At 64.0% G+C, this 17,312-nt stretch carries 16 protein-coding genes, 1 tRNA gene and 1 pseudogene; 11 read left to right on the top strand and 7 right to left on the bottom strand.

What is annotated here, in order from left to right; translation table 11 throughout:
• The first annotated feature begins 37 nt into the window (after positions 1-37).
• The 6 genes from hemA (at position 38) to paeA (ending at position 6,636) form a co-directional block, all read left to right on the top strand.
• Positions 38-1,336 (top strand): glutamyl-tRNA reductase, encoded by a 1,299-nt coding sequence (gene hemA, locus BM144_RS21025; protein ID WP_092957214.1) that lies wholly within the window; start codon positions 38-40, stop codon positions 1,334-1,336.
• A gap of 96 nt (positions 1,337-1,432) precedes the next feature.
• A complete protein-coding gene (gene prfA, locus BM144_RS21020) occupies positions 1,433-2,515 on the top strand; it encodes a peptide chain release factor 1 (protein ID WP_092957211.1) in 1,083 nt (360 codons plus the stop codon).
• A 78-nt stretch (positions 2,516-2,593) separates the two neighbouring features.
• Positions 2,594-3,448, top strand: a complete 855-nt coding sequence (prmC, locus tag BM144_RS21015; RefSeq protein WP_092957208.1) for a peptide chain release factor N(5)-glutamine methyltransferase — start codon at positions 2,594-2,596, stop codon at positions 3,446-3,448.
• Positions 3,449-3,578: 130 nt separating this feature from the next.
• Entirely contained in the window at positions 3,579-3,911 is a 333-nt protein-coding gene (gene grxD, locus BM144_RS21010; protein WP_092957205.1) for a Grx4 family monothiol glutaredoxin, read from the top strand.
• A gap of 185 nt (positions 3,912-4,096) precedes the next feature.
• The gene (locus BM144_RS21005; protein ID WP_092957202.1) at positions 4,097-5,110 is read left to right on the top strand and encodes an AAA family ATPase; all 1,014 of its coding nucleotides are present in this window, start codon (positions 4,097-4,099) and stop codon (positions 5,108-5,110) included.
• 173 nt (positions 5,111-5,283) lie between these two features.
• The gene (gene paeA / locus BM144_RS21000; RefSeq protein WP_175526097.1) at positions 5,284-6,636 is read left to right on the top strand and encodes a polyamine export protein PaeA; all 1,353 of its coding nucleotides are present in this window, start codon (positions 5,284-5,286) and stop codon (positions 6,634-6,636) included.
• A 41-nt stretch (positions 6,637-6,677) separates the two neighbouring features.
• Here the strand turns inward: paeA and BM144_RS20995 are convergent, their stop codons facing one another.
• On the bottom strand, positions 6,678-7,355 hold the full coding sequence (locus BM144_RS20995) for a lytic transglycosylase domain-containing protein (protein ID WP_092957196.1): 678 nt from the start codon (positions 7,353-7,355) through the stop codon (positions 6,678-6,680).
• Entirely contained in the window at positions 7,352-9,100 is a 1,749-nt protein-coding gene (locus BM144_RS20990; RefSeq protein WP_092957193.1) for a proline--tRNA ligase, read from the bottom strand. The genes BM144_RS20995 and BM144_RS20990 overlap by 4 nt, the downstream gene beginning before the upstream one ends.
• A gap of 91 nt (positions 9,101-9,191) precedes the next feature.
• On the opposite strand from BM144_RS20990, the gene BM144_RS20985 reads away from it, so the two are divergent.
• Positions 9,192-9,899, top strand: a complete 708-nt coding sequence (locus tag BM144_RS20985) for an RNA pyrophosphohydrolase (RefSeq protein WP_092957190.1) — start codon at positions 9,192-9,194, stop codon at positions 9,897-9,899.
• A 61-nt stretch (positions 9,900-9,960) separates the two neighbouring features.
• Here BM144_RS20985 and proB read toward each other — a convergent pair whose 3' ends face one another.
• The 4 genes from proB to rplU form a co-directional block, all read right to left on the bottom strand.
• Positions 9,961-11,100: a glutamate 5-kinase gene (gene proB / locus BM144_RS20980; protein ID WP_092957187.1), complete on the bottom strand. Its 1,140-nt coding sequence runs from the start codon at positions 11,098-11,100 to the stop codon at positions 9,961-9,963.
• Positions 11,101-11,169: 69 nt separating this feature from the next.
• Positions 11,170-12,243 (bottom strand): Obg family GTPase CgtA, encoded by a 1,074-nt coding sequence (gene cgtA, locus BM144_RS20975; RefSeq protein ID WP_092957184.1) that lies wholly within the window; start codon positions 12,241-12,243, stop codon positions 11,170-11,172.
• Positions 12,244-12,371: 128 nt separating this feature from the next.
• Complete coding sequence (rpmA, locus tag BM144_RS20970) at positions 12,372-12,629, bottom strand: 50S ribosomal protein L27 (protein ID WP_092957181.1); 258 nt, start codon at positions 12,627-12,629, stop codon at positions 12,372-12,374.
• Between the two features lie 12 nt (positions 12,630-12,641).
• Entirely contained in the window at positions 12,642-12,953 is a 312-nt protein-coding gene (gene rplU, locus BM144_RS20965; protein ID WP_092957178.1) for a 50S ribosomal protein L21, read from the bottom strand.
• Positions 12,954-13,134: 181 nt separating this feature from the next.
• On the opposite strand from rplU, the gene BM144_RS20960 reads away from it, so the two are divergent.
• The 3 genes from BM144_RS20960 to BM144_RS20950 all read left to right on the top strand — a co-directional run bounded on the left by BM144_RS20960 (position 13,135) and on the right by BM144_RS20950 (position 16,079).
• A complete protein-coding gene (locus BM144_RS20960) occupies positions 13,135-14,115 on the top strand; it encodes a polyprenyl synthetase family protein (protein WP_092957175.1) in 981 nt (326 codons plus the stop codon).
• Between the two features lie 24 nt (positions 14,116-14,139).
• A tRNA-Pro gene (locus tag BM144_RS20955) sits at positions 14,140-14,216 on the top strand.
• 288 nt (positions 14,217-14,504) lie between these two features.
• Positions 14,505-16,079, top strand: a complete 1,575-nt coding sequence (locus tag BM144_RS20950; RefSeq protein ID WP_092957172.1) for a site-specific integrase — start codon at positions 14,505-14,507, stop codon at positions 16,077-16,079.
• A gap of 175 nt (positions 16,080-16,254) precedes the next feature.
• Here BM144_RS20950 and BM144_RS20945 read toward each other — a convergent pair.
• A pseudogene (locus tag BM144_RS20945) lies at positions 16,255-16,971 on the bottom strand (ATP-binding domain-containing protein); the annotation flags it as partial.
• Between the two features lie 61 nt (positions 16,972-17,032).
• On the opposite strand from BM144_RS20945, the gene BM144_RS20940 reads away from it, so the two are divergent.
• Positions 17,033-17,312 (top strand): transposase (locus BM144_RS20940; RefSeq protein WP_139225801.1); only part of this gene is annotated, 280 nt, incomplete at its 3' end.

Raw genomic sequence — 17,312 nt, 5'->3', positions numbered from 1 at the left:
AGCGCGCGGGCGGGTCGGAAATTTTATAATCCGGCGCATGGCAGTCTGGGCCCTGGGCATCAACCACACGACCGCGCCGCTCGATCTGCGCGGTCGTTTTGCGTTCGCGCTCGATCAGATCGCCCCCACGCTGCAGGGCCTGCGCCAGTCGCTCAGCGGCGCCGCCCGCCATCCGCACGTGGAAACCGCCCTCATATCCACCTGCAACCGCACCGAGATCTACTGCGCCGGCCACGAGGCCGCGCTCGACCACACGCTCGACTGGCTGGCCCACAGCGGCGGCGTCAGCCCTTCGCTGCTGCGCTCGCATTCCTACACCCTCGAAGACGGCCTCGTCGCGCGCCATGCCTTCCGCGTGGCGAGCGGGCTCGATTCGATGGTGCTGGGCGAGGCCCAGATCCTCGGCCAGATGAAGGATGCCGTGCGCGCCGCCGAAACCGCCGGCGCACTCGGCACCACGCTCAACCAGCTCTTCCAGCGCAGCTTCGCCGTCGCGAAGGAGGTGCGCACCAGCACCGAGATCGGCGCGCACAGCATCAGCATGGCCGCCGCGGCGGTGCGCCTCGCGGGCCAGCTCTTCGAAGACCTCTCCGAGATCCGCGTGCTCTTCGTGGGCGCGGGCGAGATGATCGAGCTTGCCGCCACCCACTTCGCGGCGCGGAACCCCAAGGCCATCGCCATCGCCAACCGCACGCTCGAACGCGGCGAAAAGCTCGCCTCGCGCTTCGGCGGCGAGGTCATGCGCCTGGCCGACCTGCCCGAGCGCCTGCACGAGTTCGACGCCGTGGTGAGCTGCACGGCCAGCAGCCTGCCGATCATCGGCCTGGGGGCCGTGGAGCGTGCGCTGAAGAAGCGCCGCCACCGTCCGATGTTCATGGTCGATCTCGCCGTGCCGCGCGACATCGAGCCCGAGGTGAAGGCGCTCGAAGACATCTACCTCTACACGGTGGACGACCTCGCGAGCGTGGTCCAGACCGCGCAGGCCAGCCGCCAGGCCGCCGTCGCGCAGGCCGAGGCCATCATCGATGCGGGCGTGCAGAGCTTCATGCACTGGATGGACCAGCGCAGCCCGGCCGGAGGCGTCGTGCCGCTGATCCAGCAGATCAACGCCCAGACCGACGAGTGGCGCGCCCTGGAGATCGCGCGCGCCAAGAAGCTCCTGGCCAAGGGCGAAGACCTCGACACCGTGCTCGATGCGCTCTCGCGCGGCATCACCCAGAAGATGCTGCACGGCACCCTGGCCGAGCTGCGCGCGGGCGACGCCGACACGCGCGCCCAGACGGCGCAGACCGTCTCGCGCCTGTTCCTTCGCGCGCAGAGCAAGAGCGGCCTCTAGCGCCCGCCGCGCCCTCTCGGCCCCTGCGCCCTGCCGGCCCCCGATAATCGGGCGCCCCTCGCCACCCGAACGGTGGCAAACCCCTTTCCCCTTTCGATGAAACCCTTCCTCAGAAGCCAGCTGGAGCGCCACGCCCAGCGCCTCGAAGAGCTCGACTTCCTGCTCTCCCGCGAGGACATCATGTCCGACATGGCGCAGTACCGCACCATCTCGCGCGAGCATGCCGAGGTGACGCAGGTGGCCGGCCGCTACGCCCGCTACCGACAGCGCGAGGCCGACCTCGCCGGTGCGCGCGAGATGCTCGAAGACCCCGACATGGCCGACATGGCGCAGGAGGAGATCGCCTCCGCCGAAGCCGAACTCGTGCAGCTGGAGGACGAACTCCAGCGCCTGCTGCTGCCCAAAGACCCCGACGATGCGCGCAACGCCTTCCTGGAGATCCGCGCGGGCACGGGGGGCGACGAATCGGCGCTGTTCGCGGGTGACATCGCGCGCATGTACACGCGCTACGCCGCCACCGTGGGCTGGAAGGTCGAGATCCTGAGCGCCAACGAGAATGAGATCGGCGGCTACAAGGAAGTCGTGCTGCGCGTGGAAGGCCCCGATGCCTACGGCGCGCTGCGCTTCGAATCGGGCGGCCACCGCGTCCAGCGCGTGCCCGCCACCGAAACCCAGGGCCGCATCCACACCAGCGCCTGCACCGTGGCCGTGATGCCCGAGCCCGACGAGCAGCAGGCCGTCACCCTCAACCCCGCCGACCTGCGCATCGATACCTTCCGCGCGAGCGGCGCGGGCGGCCAGCACATCAACAAGACCGACTCCGCCGTGCGCGTGGTCCACCTGCCCACGGGCATCGTGGCCGAATGCCAGGACGGCCGCAGCCAGCACAGCAACAAGGCCAAGGCCCTGCAGGTGCTGCAGGCGCGCATCCAGGAGAAGGAGCGCAGCGAGCGTGCCGCCAAGGAGGCCGCGCTGCGCAAGGGCCTGATCGGCAGCGGCGACCGCAGCGACCGCATCCGCACCTACAACTTCCCGCAGGGCCGGCTCACCGACCACCGCATCAACCTCACGCTCTACAAGCTGCTCGCCATCATGGAGGGCGACCTCTCCGAAGTGCTGGAGGCGCTGCGCCACGCGCGGGAGGCCGAATTGCTGGCCGACCTGGAATCCGGCGCCTGAGCCGCGGACTTCGCATGAAATCCGCTCCATGCCGCTGTATTCTGGTCTTCTTTAGCTACTGAATTGATAGCAACCGACATGGCTGCAGGCCCCTTCGACCCGCTGGCACCCTGGACGCTCGCCCAGGCGCTTTCGCACGCCCAGGGCCTCGGTCTCGCGCGCATCGATGCGCAGATGCTCCTGCTGCACGTGCTCGGCCAGCCCGACGCCGGCCGCGCCTGGCTGCTGGCGCACGACACCGATCCTCTCCCTGCCGGCCCGCAGGCCGCGTTCACGGCCCTGTGCGCCCGCCGCCGGGCCGGCGAACCCGTGGCCTACCTCACGGGGCGCAAGGAGTTCTACGGCCTGGCGCTGCAGGTCGATGCGCGAGTCCTGGATCCGCGCCCGGACACCGAGACGCTGGTGGACTGGGCGCTGGAGGTGCTGCAACCCGCGGCCGCGCCGCGCGTGGCCGACCTGGGCACGGGCAGCGGCGCCATCGCCCTGGCGCTCAAGCATGCCCGCCCCGATGCGCACCTGCTGGCCGTGGACGCGAGCGCCGGGGCCATCGCGGTGGCGCAGGCCAACGCCCGGCGGCTCGGCCTGGGCGTGGACTGCGTCCGCGCGCACTGGCTCGGCGGGATCGCCGGCCCGTTCGACGCCATCGTGTCCAACCCGCCCTACATCGCCCAGGACGACCCCCACCTCGCGGCGCTCACGCACGAACCGCTGCAGGCCCTCGCGAGCGGGCCCGACGGCCTGGATGACATCCGCACCATCGTGGTGCAGTCCATGGCGCGGCTGGTGCCCGGCGGCTGGCTGCTGCTGGAACATGGCTGGGACCAGCCGGACGCCGTGCAGGCCCTGCTGCGGGACGCCGGCTTCCAGGAAGTGCAGAGCCGCGCCGACCTCGCAGGCCACGCGCGCTGCACGGGCGGCCGCAGGCCCCCTTGAAACACCTTCCCGGCCCCCTGGAAACAGCGCGACCCGCCTCCAACTGGTGCGTTCTTCCACCCCGCCGGGCGACGGTGAAATAATCTCCCCCATTGCCGCCCGCGCGCGGCGCCCTCTCCAGGAGCAACCCATGAGCGACACCACCCAGCAACGCATCGACGCCCTCGTCAAATCCAGCGAAGTCCTGCTCTTCATGAAAGGCAGCGCCAGCTTTCCGATGTGCGGTTTCTCGGGCCGCGCGATCCAGATCCTCAAGGCCTGTGGCGTGGACCCCAAGGGCCTCGCCACGGTCAACGTGCTGGACGACCCCGAGATCCGCCAGGGCATCAAGGAATACAGCAACTGGCCCACGATCCCGCAGCTCTACGTGAAGGGCGAGTTCATCGGCGGCTCGGACATCATGATGGAGATGTACGAATCCGGCGAGCTGCAGCAGGTCCTGGGCGGCGAGCCGCAGGCCTGATCCACGGCCGGCCTTTGCCCCGCCCCACAGCCGCCCGCGAGGCGGCTTTTTCGTGCCGGATGCTCTCTTGCTTCGTTGCCGCACAACTACCGTCGGTTGACCGGGTTTTTCCATCTTTGGACGCCGGCATGTTGTGTGCTTGAATGGTTGCGTGCCCTTTCATTCCAACGAACCAGGAGCGCGCCATGACGACGACACACAGCCTTGTCCCGCAACCGCCTTTGATGGGCCTGCCGGTGGCCCAGTTGCGCAACGTGTTCCGCCCCGGCGACGTGGAGCGCCGGCTGGCCCGGCTCCAGGATGCCGGCAGCCAGCGTGAATACGAAACCCTGCGCGCCGTGTACGAACGCATGCTCGAACGGGGCCCCGAGCGCTTCCAGGTCAAGCCTTCCGGCGTGCCGGACATGGCCGGCCTCTACGACCAGCTCCCCAACTTCACCGACGTGCTCGACGACGTGAAGCGCCACGTGGCCCTCGCCCAGGACAGCCGCGACGGCCTGGAGGTCACGCCCATGCTGCTGCTGGGCCCGCCCGGCATCGGCAAGACCCACTTCGCGCGGCAGCTCGCCGAGCTGCTGGGCACGGGCATGAACCTGGTGCCCATGAGTTCCATGACCGCGGGCTGGCTGCTGTCGGGCTCCTCGTCCCAGTGGAAGGGCGCCCGTCCGGGCAAGGTGTTCGAGGCCCTCGTGGACGGCGAATACGCCAACCCGGTCATCGTGGTGGACGAGATCGACAAGGCCTCGCCGGATGCGCAGTACGACCCGCTCGGCGCACTGTACGGACTGCTGGAGCACGACACCGCACAGAGCTTCACCGACGAATTCGCGGAAATCGCCATCGACGCCAGCCAGGTCATCTGGATCACCACCGCCAACGACGACCGCGGCATTCCCGAACCCATCCTGAACCGCATGAACGTGTTCGAAGTGCAGGCACCTTCTCCGGAGCAGGCCCGCACCATCGCGCGCAACCTCTACCAGGGCATACGCGCCGGCCATGACTGGGGGCGGCTGATCGACCCCGACCCGCTGCCCGATGTGCTGGACGTGCTGGCGCAGATGCCCCCACGCGAAATGCGGCGCGCGCTCATGACGGGCTTCGGCAACGCGCGGCTGCAGCACCGGTCCACCGTCGAGGTGGCCGATCTTCCGCGCGGCACCGCGGCCAAGACGCGCATGGGCTTCGTCGTGCAGTAGGACGGCGGCCGGACCGGGCCCCGCCATCCGGCCCGGGCCTGCTTCAGCCGCCCTCCGGCGGCATTCGGCGCGCGCCCGGACGACCGCCGGCGCGGGCCCGGTGCCCGCGTACACTCGACGGGCCGGCGCACGGCCCTTCGCACAACGACTCCATGGCGGCGCCCGCCCGTTCCATGACCCTGTCGCAAAGCCTCTTCCTCATCGGCCTCCTCATCGTGGCCAGCGCCTTCTTCTCCGTGGCCGAAATCGCCCTGGCCGCATCGCGCCGCCTGCGCCTGCGCCAGTTGGCCGACGAAGGCGAAACCCGCGCCGAGAGCGTCATGCGCATGCAGGAGCAGCCGGGCGACTATTTCACCGTCGTGCAGGTCGGGCAGAACGCCGTGGCCATCCTGGGCGGCATCGTGGGCGAAGGCGCGCTCACCCCGCATTTCACCGCCCTGTTCCAGCTCTGGCTCAGCGACGCGCGCGCGGAAACCTTCGGCTTCCTGGCCTCTTTCACCGCCGTCACCTCGCTCTTCATTCTCTTTGCCGACCTCTTCCCCAAGCGCCTGGGCATGGTGAACTCGGAGCGGCTGGCCGTGCGCGTGGCCCGGCCCATGGCCGTCCTCATGACGCTGCTGCGGCCCGTGGTCTGGCTCTACAGCCGGGCCGCCGACCTGCTCTTTCGCGTGCTGGGGCTCTCGTCGCTGCGCGATGACCGCATCACCTCCGACGACATCCTGGCCATGATGGAAGCCGGCACCCGCGCCGGCGTGCTGGCGGCGCGCGAGCAGCAGGTGATCGAGAACGTCTTCGAACTCGACTCCCGGCCCGTGAGCAGCGCCATGTCGCCGCGCGACCGCATCGCGTTCTTCCTGCGCGACGATCCCGACCACCTCATCCGTGCGCGCATCGCGGCCGAACCCTTCTCCACCTATCCGGTGTGCGAGGGCGACATCGACCATGTGGTCGGCTACGTCGATGCCAAAGACCTCTTCCAGCGGGTGCTGAACAACCAGCCGATCTCGCTGCAGGACGAAGGGCTGGTGCACAAGGTGCTCATCGTGCCCGACCGGCTGTCCCTGGCCGAGGTGCTGGACCAGTTCCGCCAGGTGCACGAGGACTTTGCCGTCATCGTCAATGAATACAGCCTCGTCGTCGGCGTGGTGACGCTCAACGACGTGATGAGCACCGTGATGGGCGACCTCATCGGTCCGGACGACGAAGAGCAGATCGTGCGCCGCGACGAGAACTCCTGGCTCATCGACGGCGTGACGCCCGTGGGCGACGTGCTGCGCGCGCTGCACCTCGACGAGTTGCCGCATGCCGGAGAGTACGAAACCCTCGCTGGCTTCCTGATGGTGATGCTGCGCCGCGTACCCCGCCGTACCGACAGCGTGAACTGGGGCGGCTACAAGTTCGAGGTGCTGGACGTGGACAGCTACCGCATCGACCAGATCATGGTGTCGCGCCTACAGCCGGAAGGCAGCGGCACCGCGGCGCCAGCATCATCGCCCCCGACATCCGCAGGGCGCAGCGGAGACTGATGCCCGGGCGCGCGCTTGCCCGCGCCACGCCCTTCCTGCCGTCAGGCCGAGGTGATGCGATCCTGGAACGCCCAATTGCGCTGCGCCGAGAACACCGCGTCCGGGTAGGGCGACCGGCCACGGCTGCCGTTGTAGCGGCCCAGCGTCATGAACAGGTCTCCACGCTCGCGGTCCAGGTAGTGGCGCAGGATCACGCAGCCGAACCGCAGGTTGGTCTGCATGTGGAACAGTTTGCCCGCGTCGCCATCCCCGATGACCCGGGTCCAGAACGGCATGACCTGCATGTAGCCCCGGGCCCCCACGCTCGACACGGCATATTTGCGGAACGCGCTCTCCACCTGCACCAGGCCCAGCACGAGCGACACATCGAGGCCGGCACGCTTGGACTCGTACCAGACGGTCTGCAGGAAATCGCGCCGCACTTCCCATTCGGGTTTGCGGCGGCGCAGCCGATCGCTCATGGTGCCGAGCCAGCGCAGGTAGTGCAGGCGGGCATCCGTGGTCGAGAAGTCGGGCTCCGGTGGCGCCTGGTTGGAAATCGCGGAACTGAGCGCCGTGCGCACGGAGTCCGCGAGCGGCTCCTCCAGTTGCCCGCCGGCATGGGCGGTCGCCGGCGCACCGAGCCATCCGGCCAATCCGGAAGAAGCGCCCGCCAGCACGCAAGCCCGGCGGGACAGGCCCTGGCCGCGTCCCGCGCCCTTACCCTCCGCCGCAGTCATACCTGGACTCGATCCTTGATGAAGCCAAAGATTTCGGCGGCCGCCACCTTGGTGGCCGCCGTATCGCGGCGGTGCTGGTATTCGACCTGTCCTTCCTTGAGGCCACGGTCGGACAGCACCACACGGTGCGGAACGCCGATGAGTTCCCAGTCGGCGAACATCGCACCCGGACGCTCTCCGCGGTCGTCCAGGATCACGTCCACGCCCGCCGCGAGCAAGTCTGCATGCAGCTTCTCGGCGGCTGCGCGCACCTCTTCGCTGCGGTCCATGCCGATCGGGCACAGCACCACCGTGAAAGGCGCGATCGCGTCGGGCCAGATGATGCCGCGCTCGTCATGGTTCTGCTCGATGGCCGCTGCCGGCAGGCGTGTGACGCCAATGCCGTAGCAGCCCATCTCGAAGAAGGCCGGCTTGCCATCTTCACCCAGGAAGGTGGCATTCATGGCCTTGCTGTACTTGGTGCCCAGATAGAAAACGTGGCCGACCTCGATCCCGCGCTCGATGGCCAATTGGCCCTGGCCATCGGGAGAGCGGTCACCCGCCACCACATTGCGCAGATCGGCAACCAAGCCCGGCTCGGGCAGGTCGCGCCCCCAGTTCACGCCGGTCATGTGGTGATCGGCCTCGTTGGCGCCGCAGATCCAGTCGGCCATCACCGCCACCTCGCGGTCCACGACCAGCTTCACCGGCTTGAGCAGGTTCAAAGGCCCCAGATACCCGGGCTTGCAGCCGAAATGGTCCTCGATCTCGCCCAGGGTGGCGAAACGGAAGCCGGCGTCCAAGCCAGCGACCTTGCCGACCTTGATCTCGTTCATGTCGTGATCGCCGCGCAGCAGCAGCAGCCAGAGTTGCGGTAAGAGGCCTGTACCCAAATCCTGGTCCGGCCGATCCGTGGCTAGCACCAGCGATTTCACTGTGGTCTGCAGCGGCACGCCGAGCAGTTCCGCCACATCCGCACAGGTGCTCTTGCCCGGCGTGGGCGTCTTGGCCAGCGGCTGCGACGCAGCGGGGCGAGCGCCCTGCGGAGCCAGCGCCTCCGCCTTCTCGATGTTGGCGGCGTAGTCGCTCTGGGGGCAATAGACGATCGCGTCTTCGCCCGTCGCGGCAATCACCTGGAACTCTTCGCTGAGGTCCCCGCCGATCGCGCCGCTGTCCGCGGCCACGGCGCGGTAGGTCAGGCCGAAACGGTCGAAGATCCGGCGATAGGCCTGCGCCATCACCTGGTAGCTGGCCTTGGCTGCCGCCTGATCGCGGTCGAAGGAATATGCGTCCTTCATGATGAACTCGCGCCCGCGCATCAAGCCGAAGCGTGGGCGGCGCTCGTCCCGGAACTTGGTCTGGATCTGGTAGAGATTCTTGGGAAGCTGCTTGTAGCTGCGCAGTTCCTGGCGAGCGATGTCAGTGACCACTTCCTCGCTCGTCGGCTGGACGACGAAGTCCCGGCCATGGCGATCCTGGATGCGCAGCAGCTCGGGGCCCATTTTTTCGAACCGGCCCGTTTCCTGCCAGAACTCTGCCGGTTGAACCACCGGCATGGTCACCTCTACAGCGCCGGCGCGGTTCATCTCCTCACGGACGATGGCCTCCACCTTGCGGATGACCCGCAGACCCATGGGCATGTAGTTGTAGATTCCCGCGCCCAGCTTCTTGATGAGTCCGGCTCTCGTCATGAGCTTGTGGCTCACCACTTCGGCGTCGGCCGGGGCCTCTTTGAGGGTGGAAACAAAAAATTGGGACGCTTTCATTGAGGGGGAATTCACCATCACAGCCGATATGCTTGCCGCGCATCAGGGCCCGTGCATAATGGATACAGTTTTAAAAAATTGGGGTTAGATTATGCTTGACCGGGACGGCTTTCGGCCTAACGTCGGCATCATCCTGCTCAACCAGAGAAACCAGGTGTTCTGGGGCAAGCGGATTCGCACCCACAGCTGGCAGTTCCCACAAGGTGGCATTGATCGGGGCGAGACTCCCGAGCAGGCCATGTACCGCGAGTTGCATGAAGAAGTGGGCCTGCAGCCGTGTCATGTCCGCGTGGTGGCCCGTACACGGGACTGGTTGCGTTATGAGGTGCCTGACCGGTATATCCGCCGCGATGCACGCGGCCATTACAAGGGCCAGAAACAAATCTGGTTCCTGCTTCAGCTCGTCGGCCACGATTGGGATTTGAACCTGCGGGCCACCAACCATCCCGAGTTCGATGCCTGGCGCTGGAATGACTATTGGGTGCCGCTGGATGTCGTGGTGGAGTTCAAGCGTGGCGTCTATGAAATGGCGCTGACCGAACTGGCGCGCTTCCTGCCTCGCAACGATCAGCGCAACCGCTACCTCCGCAGCGGCATGCGCCACCGGGAAGGGTCAGCAGAGGGCGGATTGAACGGAGCCCATGCGTCACAGCAGCACCGTGCGGCATCGCTGCTCGTTCACCCGGGCATGGAAATGCCTCCAGGCGCGAGCTTCGATCCAGATCCTCGCAATGCAACGATCCCCCTCACGGCAGGCGGTGTTGCAGATGTCGAATCCCCCCACAAGCCTGCTCCTTGACGCAGCGCGTGACAAAGAAACAAGGGCGATCATTCGATCGCCCTTGTTTCCTGAGCCCTGCTTATATGACGGACAACACCAGATTGTCCCGGTGAACCATTTCGGGCTCGGCGCTATACCCCAGTAGCCGCTCGAATTCTGCCGATGGCTTCCGGCAGAGCAATCGTGCTTCGGCGCTGGCATAGTTGGCTAGGCCGCGGGCGATTTCTGCGCCCGCGGCATCGCGCACAGCAATCACGTCACCGCGGGAGAACTCACCCTCCACCGCCACCATCCCGATCGGCAAAAGGCTTTTGCCTTCTTCCCGCAGTTTTGCGGCAGCTCCAAGATCCACGGTCACGGCCCCTCGCAACTGCAGATGATCCGCCATCCACTGCTTGCGCGCCTGTTTCTTGGCCGTTTGGGCAACCAACAAGGTGCCTATGGCTTCGCCCTGGGTCAGTCGCAGGAGCACATCCGGCTCGCGCCCCCAGGCGATCACCGTCGAAGCACCGGATCCCGCCGCCCTTTTGGCTGCAATGATCTTGGTGATCATGCCGCCACGCCCAATGCTCGTGCCCACCCCCCCCGCCATCGCTTCCAGCGATGGATCCCCTGCCGCAGCCTCATGGACGAATTGCGCCAGAGGATCGCGTCGGGGATCGGCGGTGTAAAGCCCCTTCTGGTCGGTCAGGATGACCAATGCGTCGGCCTCCACCAGATTGGCCACCAACGCGCCCAACGTGTCGTTGTCACCGAATTTGATTTCATCGGTCACGACCGTGTCGTTCTCGTTGATGACAGGGAGCACCCCAAGGCGCAGCAGCGTCAGCAGCGTGGACCGCGCATTGAGGTAGCGCTCACGGTCCGCCAGGTCGGCATGGGTCAGAAGCACCTGCGCACTGCCAAGCCCTTGCTCCCGCAGCTTCGTTTCATACATCTGCGCAAGACCCATCTGGCCCACGGCAGCCGCCGCCTGCAGCTCATGGATCTCGTGGGGGCGGGTAGACCACCCCAATCGCTTCATGCCTTCAGCAATGGCCCCGCTGGAAACCATGATGACCTCGCGCCGCGGGCCAGCTAGGCCACCTACCAGCGCAGCCATTTGCCGGCTCCATTCGCTGATGGCGGTCTCATCGAGCCCGCGCCCTTCATTGGTCACCAGACTCGACCCCACCTTGATCACAATGCGACGCGCATCTCGCAATATGCTGTTAGCCATGGATTTTGTCTTTGTTGCGATTTTCTGCACAGGTGCGGACTGAGCACATGTTCCTGAATTTCAGCAGGCCTACTCTGGAGTCACATCGCCTGCGAAACGCGGATCCACGACCTGCGGAGCCTGCTCAGCCTGCTGCTGGCTCCTGATGTGCTGGTAGATCGCCTGGATCAAGGGCTCGCATCCCTCACGGGTCAACGCCGAGATCTCAAAAACAGGCCCCTTCCATTTGAAGCGTTTCACGAAATCCTTGACGATCGACACTCGCTCGTCCGGCTGCACCATGTCGAGCTTGTTGAGCACCAGCCACCGAGGCTTGTCGTGCAATTCAGCATCGTATTTCTTCAGTTCACCCACGATCGCCTTGGCCTGCTCGACAGGGTCCACGCCCGTGTCAAAAGGAGCAATATCCACGATATGCAGCAGCAAGCGGGTACGCTGCAAATGGCGCAGGAACTGATGCCCCAGACCGGCCCCCTCCGAGGCACCTTCGATCAGGCCAGGAATATCCGCTACAACGAAACTCTGTTCAGGCCCTACCCGCACTACACCAAGATTTGGATGAAGGGTCGTGAAGGGGTAGTCGGCAATCTTGGGACGCGCATTCGAGACCGCTGCGATGAAAGTGGACTTGCCTGCATTGGGCATTCCCAGCAAACCCACATCTGCCAGCACCTTCAACTCGAGCTTCAGGCTCCGGCGCTCACCCGGCCAGCCCGGGGTCTTCTGGCGAGGAGCGCGGTTGATCGCGCTCTTGAAGCGCATATTGCCGAAGCCACCATCCCCGCCCTTCGCAATGGTGATGGTTTCCCCGGGCTCCAGGAGCTCGAAAAGGACGTCACCCGTTTCCACGTCTGAAATGATCGTTCCCACCGGCATCTTCAGAACGATGTCGTCACCCGCAGCGCCGAACATATCCGAGCCCATGCCATGCTCCCCGCGCTTGGCCTCGTGGCGACGAGAGAACCGGAAATCCACCAGCGTGTTCAAACTCGGATCGGCAACGGCAAAGACATGGCCACCGCGCCCGCCATCCCCTCCGTTGGGTCCGCCGAACTCCTTGTACTTCTCGTGCCGGAAGGACACACAACCGTTACCGCCATCACCGGCAGCCACGTCAATAAAGGCTTCGTCGACGAACTTCATGGGAAGAGTTTACAAAAACAGGGCCTCGACCCGAATCAGACAGCCTTGCATTCCTGTGGACATGCAGGCATGAAAATGACGAAGCCCCGACGCATCGGGGCTTCACAGCATTGTCAGGGTGCGAGCGATCAGGCCGGCGTCACATTGACGGTGTGCTTGGACTGCGCGCCCTTGGTGCCGAAAGACACATGGCCGTCCACCAGAGCGAACAACGTGTGATCCTTGCCCAGACCAACGTTTGCACCGGGGTGGAACCGGGTGCCGCGCTGGCGCACGATGATTGAACCCGCGCTGATCAGTTCGCCACCGAACGCCTTCACTCCAAGCATCTTTGGCTTGGAATCGCGCCCGTTTCGCGTAGAGCCGCCGCCTTTTTTCTGTGCCATGGTGTCTGCTCCTTAAACGGCGATCGCACCGATCTGCAGTTCAGTGAACTGCTGGCGATGGCCTTGGCGTTTTTGATAGTGCTTACGACGACGCATCTTGAAGATGCGCACCTTGTCGTGCTTGCCGTGGGCCACGACTGTGACCGTAACGGTGGCGCCGGACACCAGGGGCGTGCCGACCTTGATCTCAGCGCCGTTTCCGACAGCAAGAACCTGGTCAATCACGATTTCCTGGCCTACGTCCGCAGCAATCTGTTCTACTTTGATTTTTTCGCCGGAAGCAACGCGATACTGCTTGCCACCGGTTTTTATGACCGCGTACATGTAAACCTCTATGAAGTAACTTTCCGCAAAAGAATTTCCGCGGAACTGCGCACTTTAGCACACCAGGCGTTCTTTGGCTACCGGGCACACTCCGCCGCTCACGCGCACGCATCTGACATGCGAAAGCGGACCACATGGCCATTCCTATAATGGTTCTTTCACCTCGCAGCCGCATCCTCCCTTGTCCGCACAGCCTCACACTTCGGCCATCCTTGCACTGATTGCAGACGACATGCATGAGGTGGACAAAGTGATTGCCCATCGCCTTCAGTCTTCCGTCTCGCTCATTGGCGAAATTGCACGCTACATCATCTCCGCAGGCGGCAAGCGATTGCGCCCTGCCCTGCTGCTGCTGATGTCGGGAGCGCTGGGCTACCAGGGCAATCAACGCTTCAATCTCGCGGCTGTCGTCGAATTCATTCATACCGCCACGCTGCTGCACGACGATGTGGTGGATGAATCGACCATGCGACGCGGACGCCCGACCGCCAATGAGAATTTCGGTAATCCTGCGAGCGTGCTGGTGGGTGACTTTCTCCACTCGCGGGCCTTCCAGATGATGGTGGATGCAGACGACATGCGCGTCATGCAAATCCTTTCCGAAGCCACGAACATCATTGCGGAAGGCGAGGTCCAGCAGCTGATGAATACCCATGATGCGACGCTCGACGAGCAGGGCTACCTGGAAGTCATCCGCTCCAAAACGGCCAAGCTGTTCGAAGCCAGCGCTCGCCTTGCCGCCGTGCTTGCAGGAACCAGCCGCGATATCGAGACGGCCTGCGCAGAATATGGGCAAGCAATCGGCACCGCCTTCCAGGTGATCGACGACGTGCTGGACTACGATGGAAACAGTGCCGAAATGGGGAAGAACCTCGGCGACGATCTCCGCGAGGGAAAGGTGACACTTCCCTTGATCATCGCCATGCAGCGCGGAGACGCAAGTCAGCGACAGCTGATCGAAGCGGCAATTCAGCACGGCTCGATCGACGAACTTCCCGCCATTCTGTCCATCGTCAAGCAGACCGGCGCACTTGAAGCGACGAGGGCAGCCGCAGCCGCTCAGGCACAGATCGCGATCAAGTCGCTGGCCCTGCTTCCACCGAATAAATACACCGAAGGTTTGCTACAATTGGCGTCTCAGCTGCTAGACCGGCGCGTGTGAACCACGACCCTGCCGGTCGACAAACGGGGTGTAGCTTAGCCTGGTAGAGCGCTACGTTCGGGACGTAGAGGCCGGAGGTTCGAATCCTCTCACCCCGACCAGATTTTCTTCAAACAAATCAACAACCTAGCGTCAGCGCAATGCAGACGCACTGCTCAAAAAGCAGGCAAAACAGCCAGGTTGTTCCAAATGGGTCGTCGCGAGGGTTCGTTTGCCTTCGTCCGGATGCGTTCCGATGACCTCCCTCCCCTACTTCGTTCGGCCTCGGCCAACGGCCTGTTTGGCTCCGCTCCAGCACCCGGAACGGCTATAGCTATAACGACGTAAAACGAAGTTCGGAAGGCGCATTCGCTACAGGGTTCTCCACAAACTTTTTCGGAGAACGAACCATGGCGGATTTCACCAACCGCAGCCCTTTCATCGTCACTGTCGCGCGTCGCCCGAACCTCCGGCGGTCGTTTGCCTACAGCCGCAAGGAAGACGCACAGAAGTACATCAACAACCTGCGCGACCAAGGTCTGGAGCCGTCCATCGACCAAGGTGACAGCAGTTGGCTGGTGCGTGTGCGTCGCGAGGGCCACAAGGACCAGGCCAAGACTTTCAAGTCCCTGCGCGAAGCCGAGGCCTTTGCCGCCACCATCGACGCAGAGGAACGCCAGGGCCTGTTCCGCGATTACACCAAGGGCGCTCGCACCACGACGGCCGACCTGATTCGCGCATACATCCAGGAAGACTGCCCTGGCCTCAAGGGCGGGGCCAACTACGCCATCATCCTGAATGCCATGTTGGCCGACAGCAAGAACGAGCTGGCCCAACGGGTCGAACAACGTAAGCGAGAGATGAAGGAGTTTGGGAAGGTCATGAGCCCCCTGGGCGCGAACAGGGCACCTATGACCTCGCTGGAGTGGCTGAACCTGCCATTGACCGAAGTGATGCCCGAGGACATCGAGGCCTTCATCGAAGACCGACTCGACTTCGTGCAGGCCTCGACGGTGAACCGGCAGATTCAACTGCTGAGTGCCGTCTACAACCGGCAACTGACCAAGCAACGCATCCATCTTGAGCACATGCCTCTCGATGGGGTGAAGCGACCCAAATTTTTCAATGAGCGCGACCGCCGACTGAAAGGCGACGAAGAAGTTCGGCTGCTGGAAGCCGCCCGACGCGAAGACCAGATGATGTCCCTAGAAGCCCGGGTTCGCGACATCGCGCAAGCTGAGGTTGCAGCCGCCCGCCAGGGGGAAACCCACTATGCGGTCAATCGCGACCGTAAGGCAGTCTATGAGCGCGCCCGTGAGCAAGCCATCGCCGAAGGTTTTCCTCACATCCCGATGATGGAGACCTTCATTCAGTTCCAGTTGTCGACCTCGGCACGCCGCAGCGAAACATTCGGGCTGTTCTGGGACCGCATCGACTGGGAACGCCATACGGCCTTCGTTCCGACGTCAAAGAACGGGCGCCCACACCACCTGTCTCTACGAGCAGATGTGATGGCGCTGCTCAGGCAGCTGCCGAGAACAAGCGACGTGGTGTTCGACATTCGTCTGAAAACCTTGCTCAAGGCCTGGCGCCGCATTTGCGAAGCCGCAGGCATCGACGACCTCCGCATTCATGACCTTCGGCACGAAGGTATCAGCCGCATGGCCGAGTCCGGTTTGTTCAAAACCGTCCTGGACCTGCAGGCGTACAGCGGTCACAGGGAGCTGCGAAGCCTTTCTCGCTACACCCACCTGAACACTACGTCCATCGCGCAGTTGGCCGAGCAAGCGGAGGTCAACCGATTGGAGAAAATGGAACACAACGGTCGGCTTCGGCTGAAGAAGTCGACGCTGACGAATCTCGGCGGCGCTACGGACACGGTTCGAGAGTCGCCATCGATGCTGGATGCAGAACACCCCCTGGAAACGGAGCTGCCGAGCAATGTGGTGGTTTTTGAGGCGTTCCAAAGAGCAAGTAGGCCGTAACCGAGGCGCCCTAGAACCTTGCCATGGTCAGGCGATACGCTGGCAGTCCGTATCGCATGAACTGCACGAAATGCCATGACCTCATACTGTCATGGCATTTCCTCTTTAGGGCGGCGCGTGAGACGCCACAGACCCGTCAGGCATGCGAAAAGCGTCCAAGAACTGAAGCCGCTCATCAATACACCGCGAGTAGCGCACCTCTCTTGGCACGGGTCAAAGCGACATACAGCAGTTGGCGTCGATGGCTTTCAGCGGATGCGTCCGCGACATAAGTGGTCGGAGCCACAACTGCAACACAATCGAACTCCAAACCTTTTGCTCTGTGCATAGTTGAAAGATGAACCACGCCTCGTGCATCGGTGTGATTTGTTTGGGCTGATATGGCAACCGTCTGAACACCCTTGGCCTGAAGCTGCTGCCCCAAGGCGTCGCGCACCTTCTCGCTCGGCGCTACAACGCAGTAGGTCAGCTCAACGCCAGCGCCCTCCGCCGCACGCCATTGCTCCAAGAAGCCGGCGACCTCTGCGTAGGCACCTTCCAATCCTTCGACGGAGACGACCTTCGGAACCGGTCCGTGGGATAGCGACCGGTACCGGCGGGTCTCATCGTGCCCATCGTCTAGGTCATCGACTTCGACGCCTTCTAGCAGTGCAACCGCTTGGCGCCGAATCTCGTCTGTCGTCCGATAGTTGATGTAAAGCTTCTTGGAGCGGCCGCGAATATCAATTCCACACCGACTCATGGCCGCCTTGTTGCGACTGTAGATGCGCTGGTGCCCGTCGCCTACGAAAAGCAGGTCATTAGCCGCAGAGGGAACCATTGCCCTCAGCAGCTTCAATGCCTGGGGCCCGAAGTCCTGGGTTTCATCAACAACTATCGAGCTGTAGGGAGCCGCTAAAAGCGGCTAACAAAACCATGTCATCGCAAATCGAGCGAAGAGCGTTTGGTGATGCATGAGTCGAAACAAGAAAAAAGAGATAAGCGCAGCACTGTTCAAGAAGGTTGCGCCGCTGTTGCCGGTAGTCGCCGCCTCGGCCAAGGGCGGTCGCCCGCGGGTGAGCGACGAGATGGCCCTCAACGGCATCCTGTTCGTTTTGCGCACCGGCATCCCTTGGGAAGAGTTGCCCCAGGAACTGGGCTTTGGCAGCGGCATGACTTGCTGGCGGCGTCTACGTGACTGGCAGGCCGTGGGAGTGTGGCATCGCCTGCATCTGCTGTTGCTCGATGAGTTGC

Source organism: Paracidovorax konjaci (genome assembly GCF_900112675.1).
GTDB lineage: Bacteria > Pseudomonadota > Gammaproteobacteria > Burkholderiales > Burkholderiaceae_C > Paracidovorax > Paracidovorax konjaci.
This window is presented reverse-complemented; position numbering and strand designations above follow the sequence as displayed.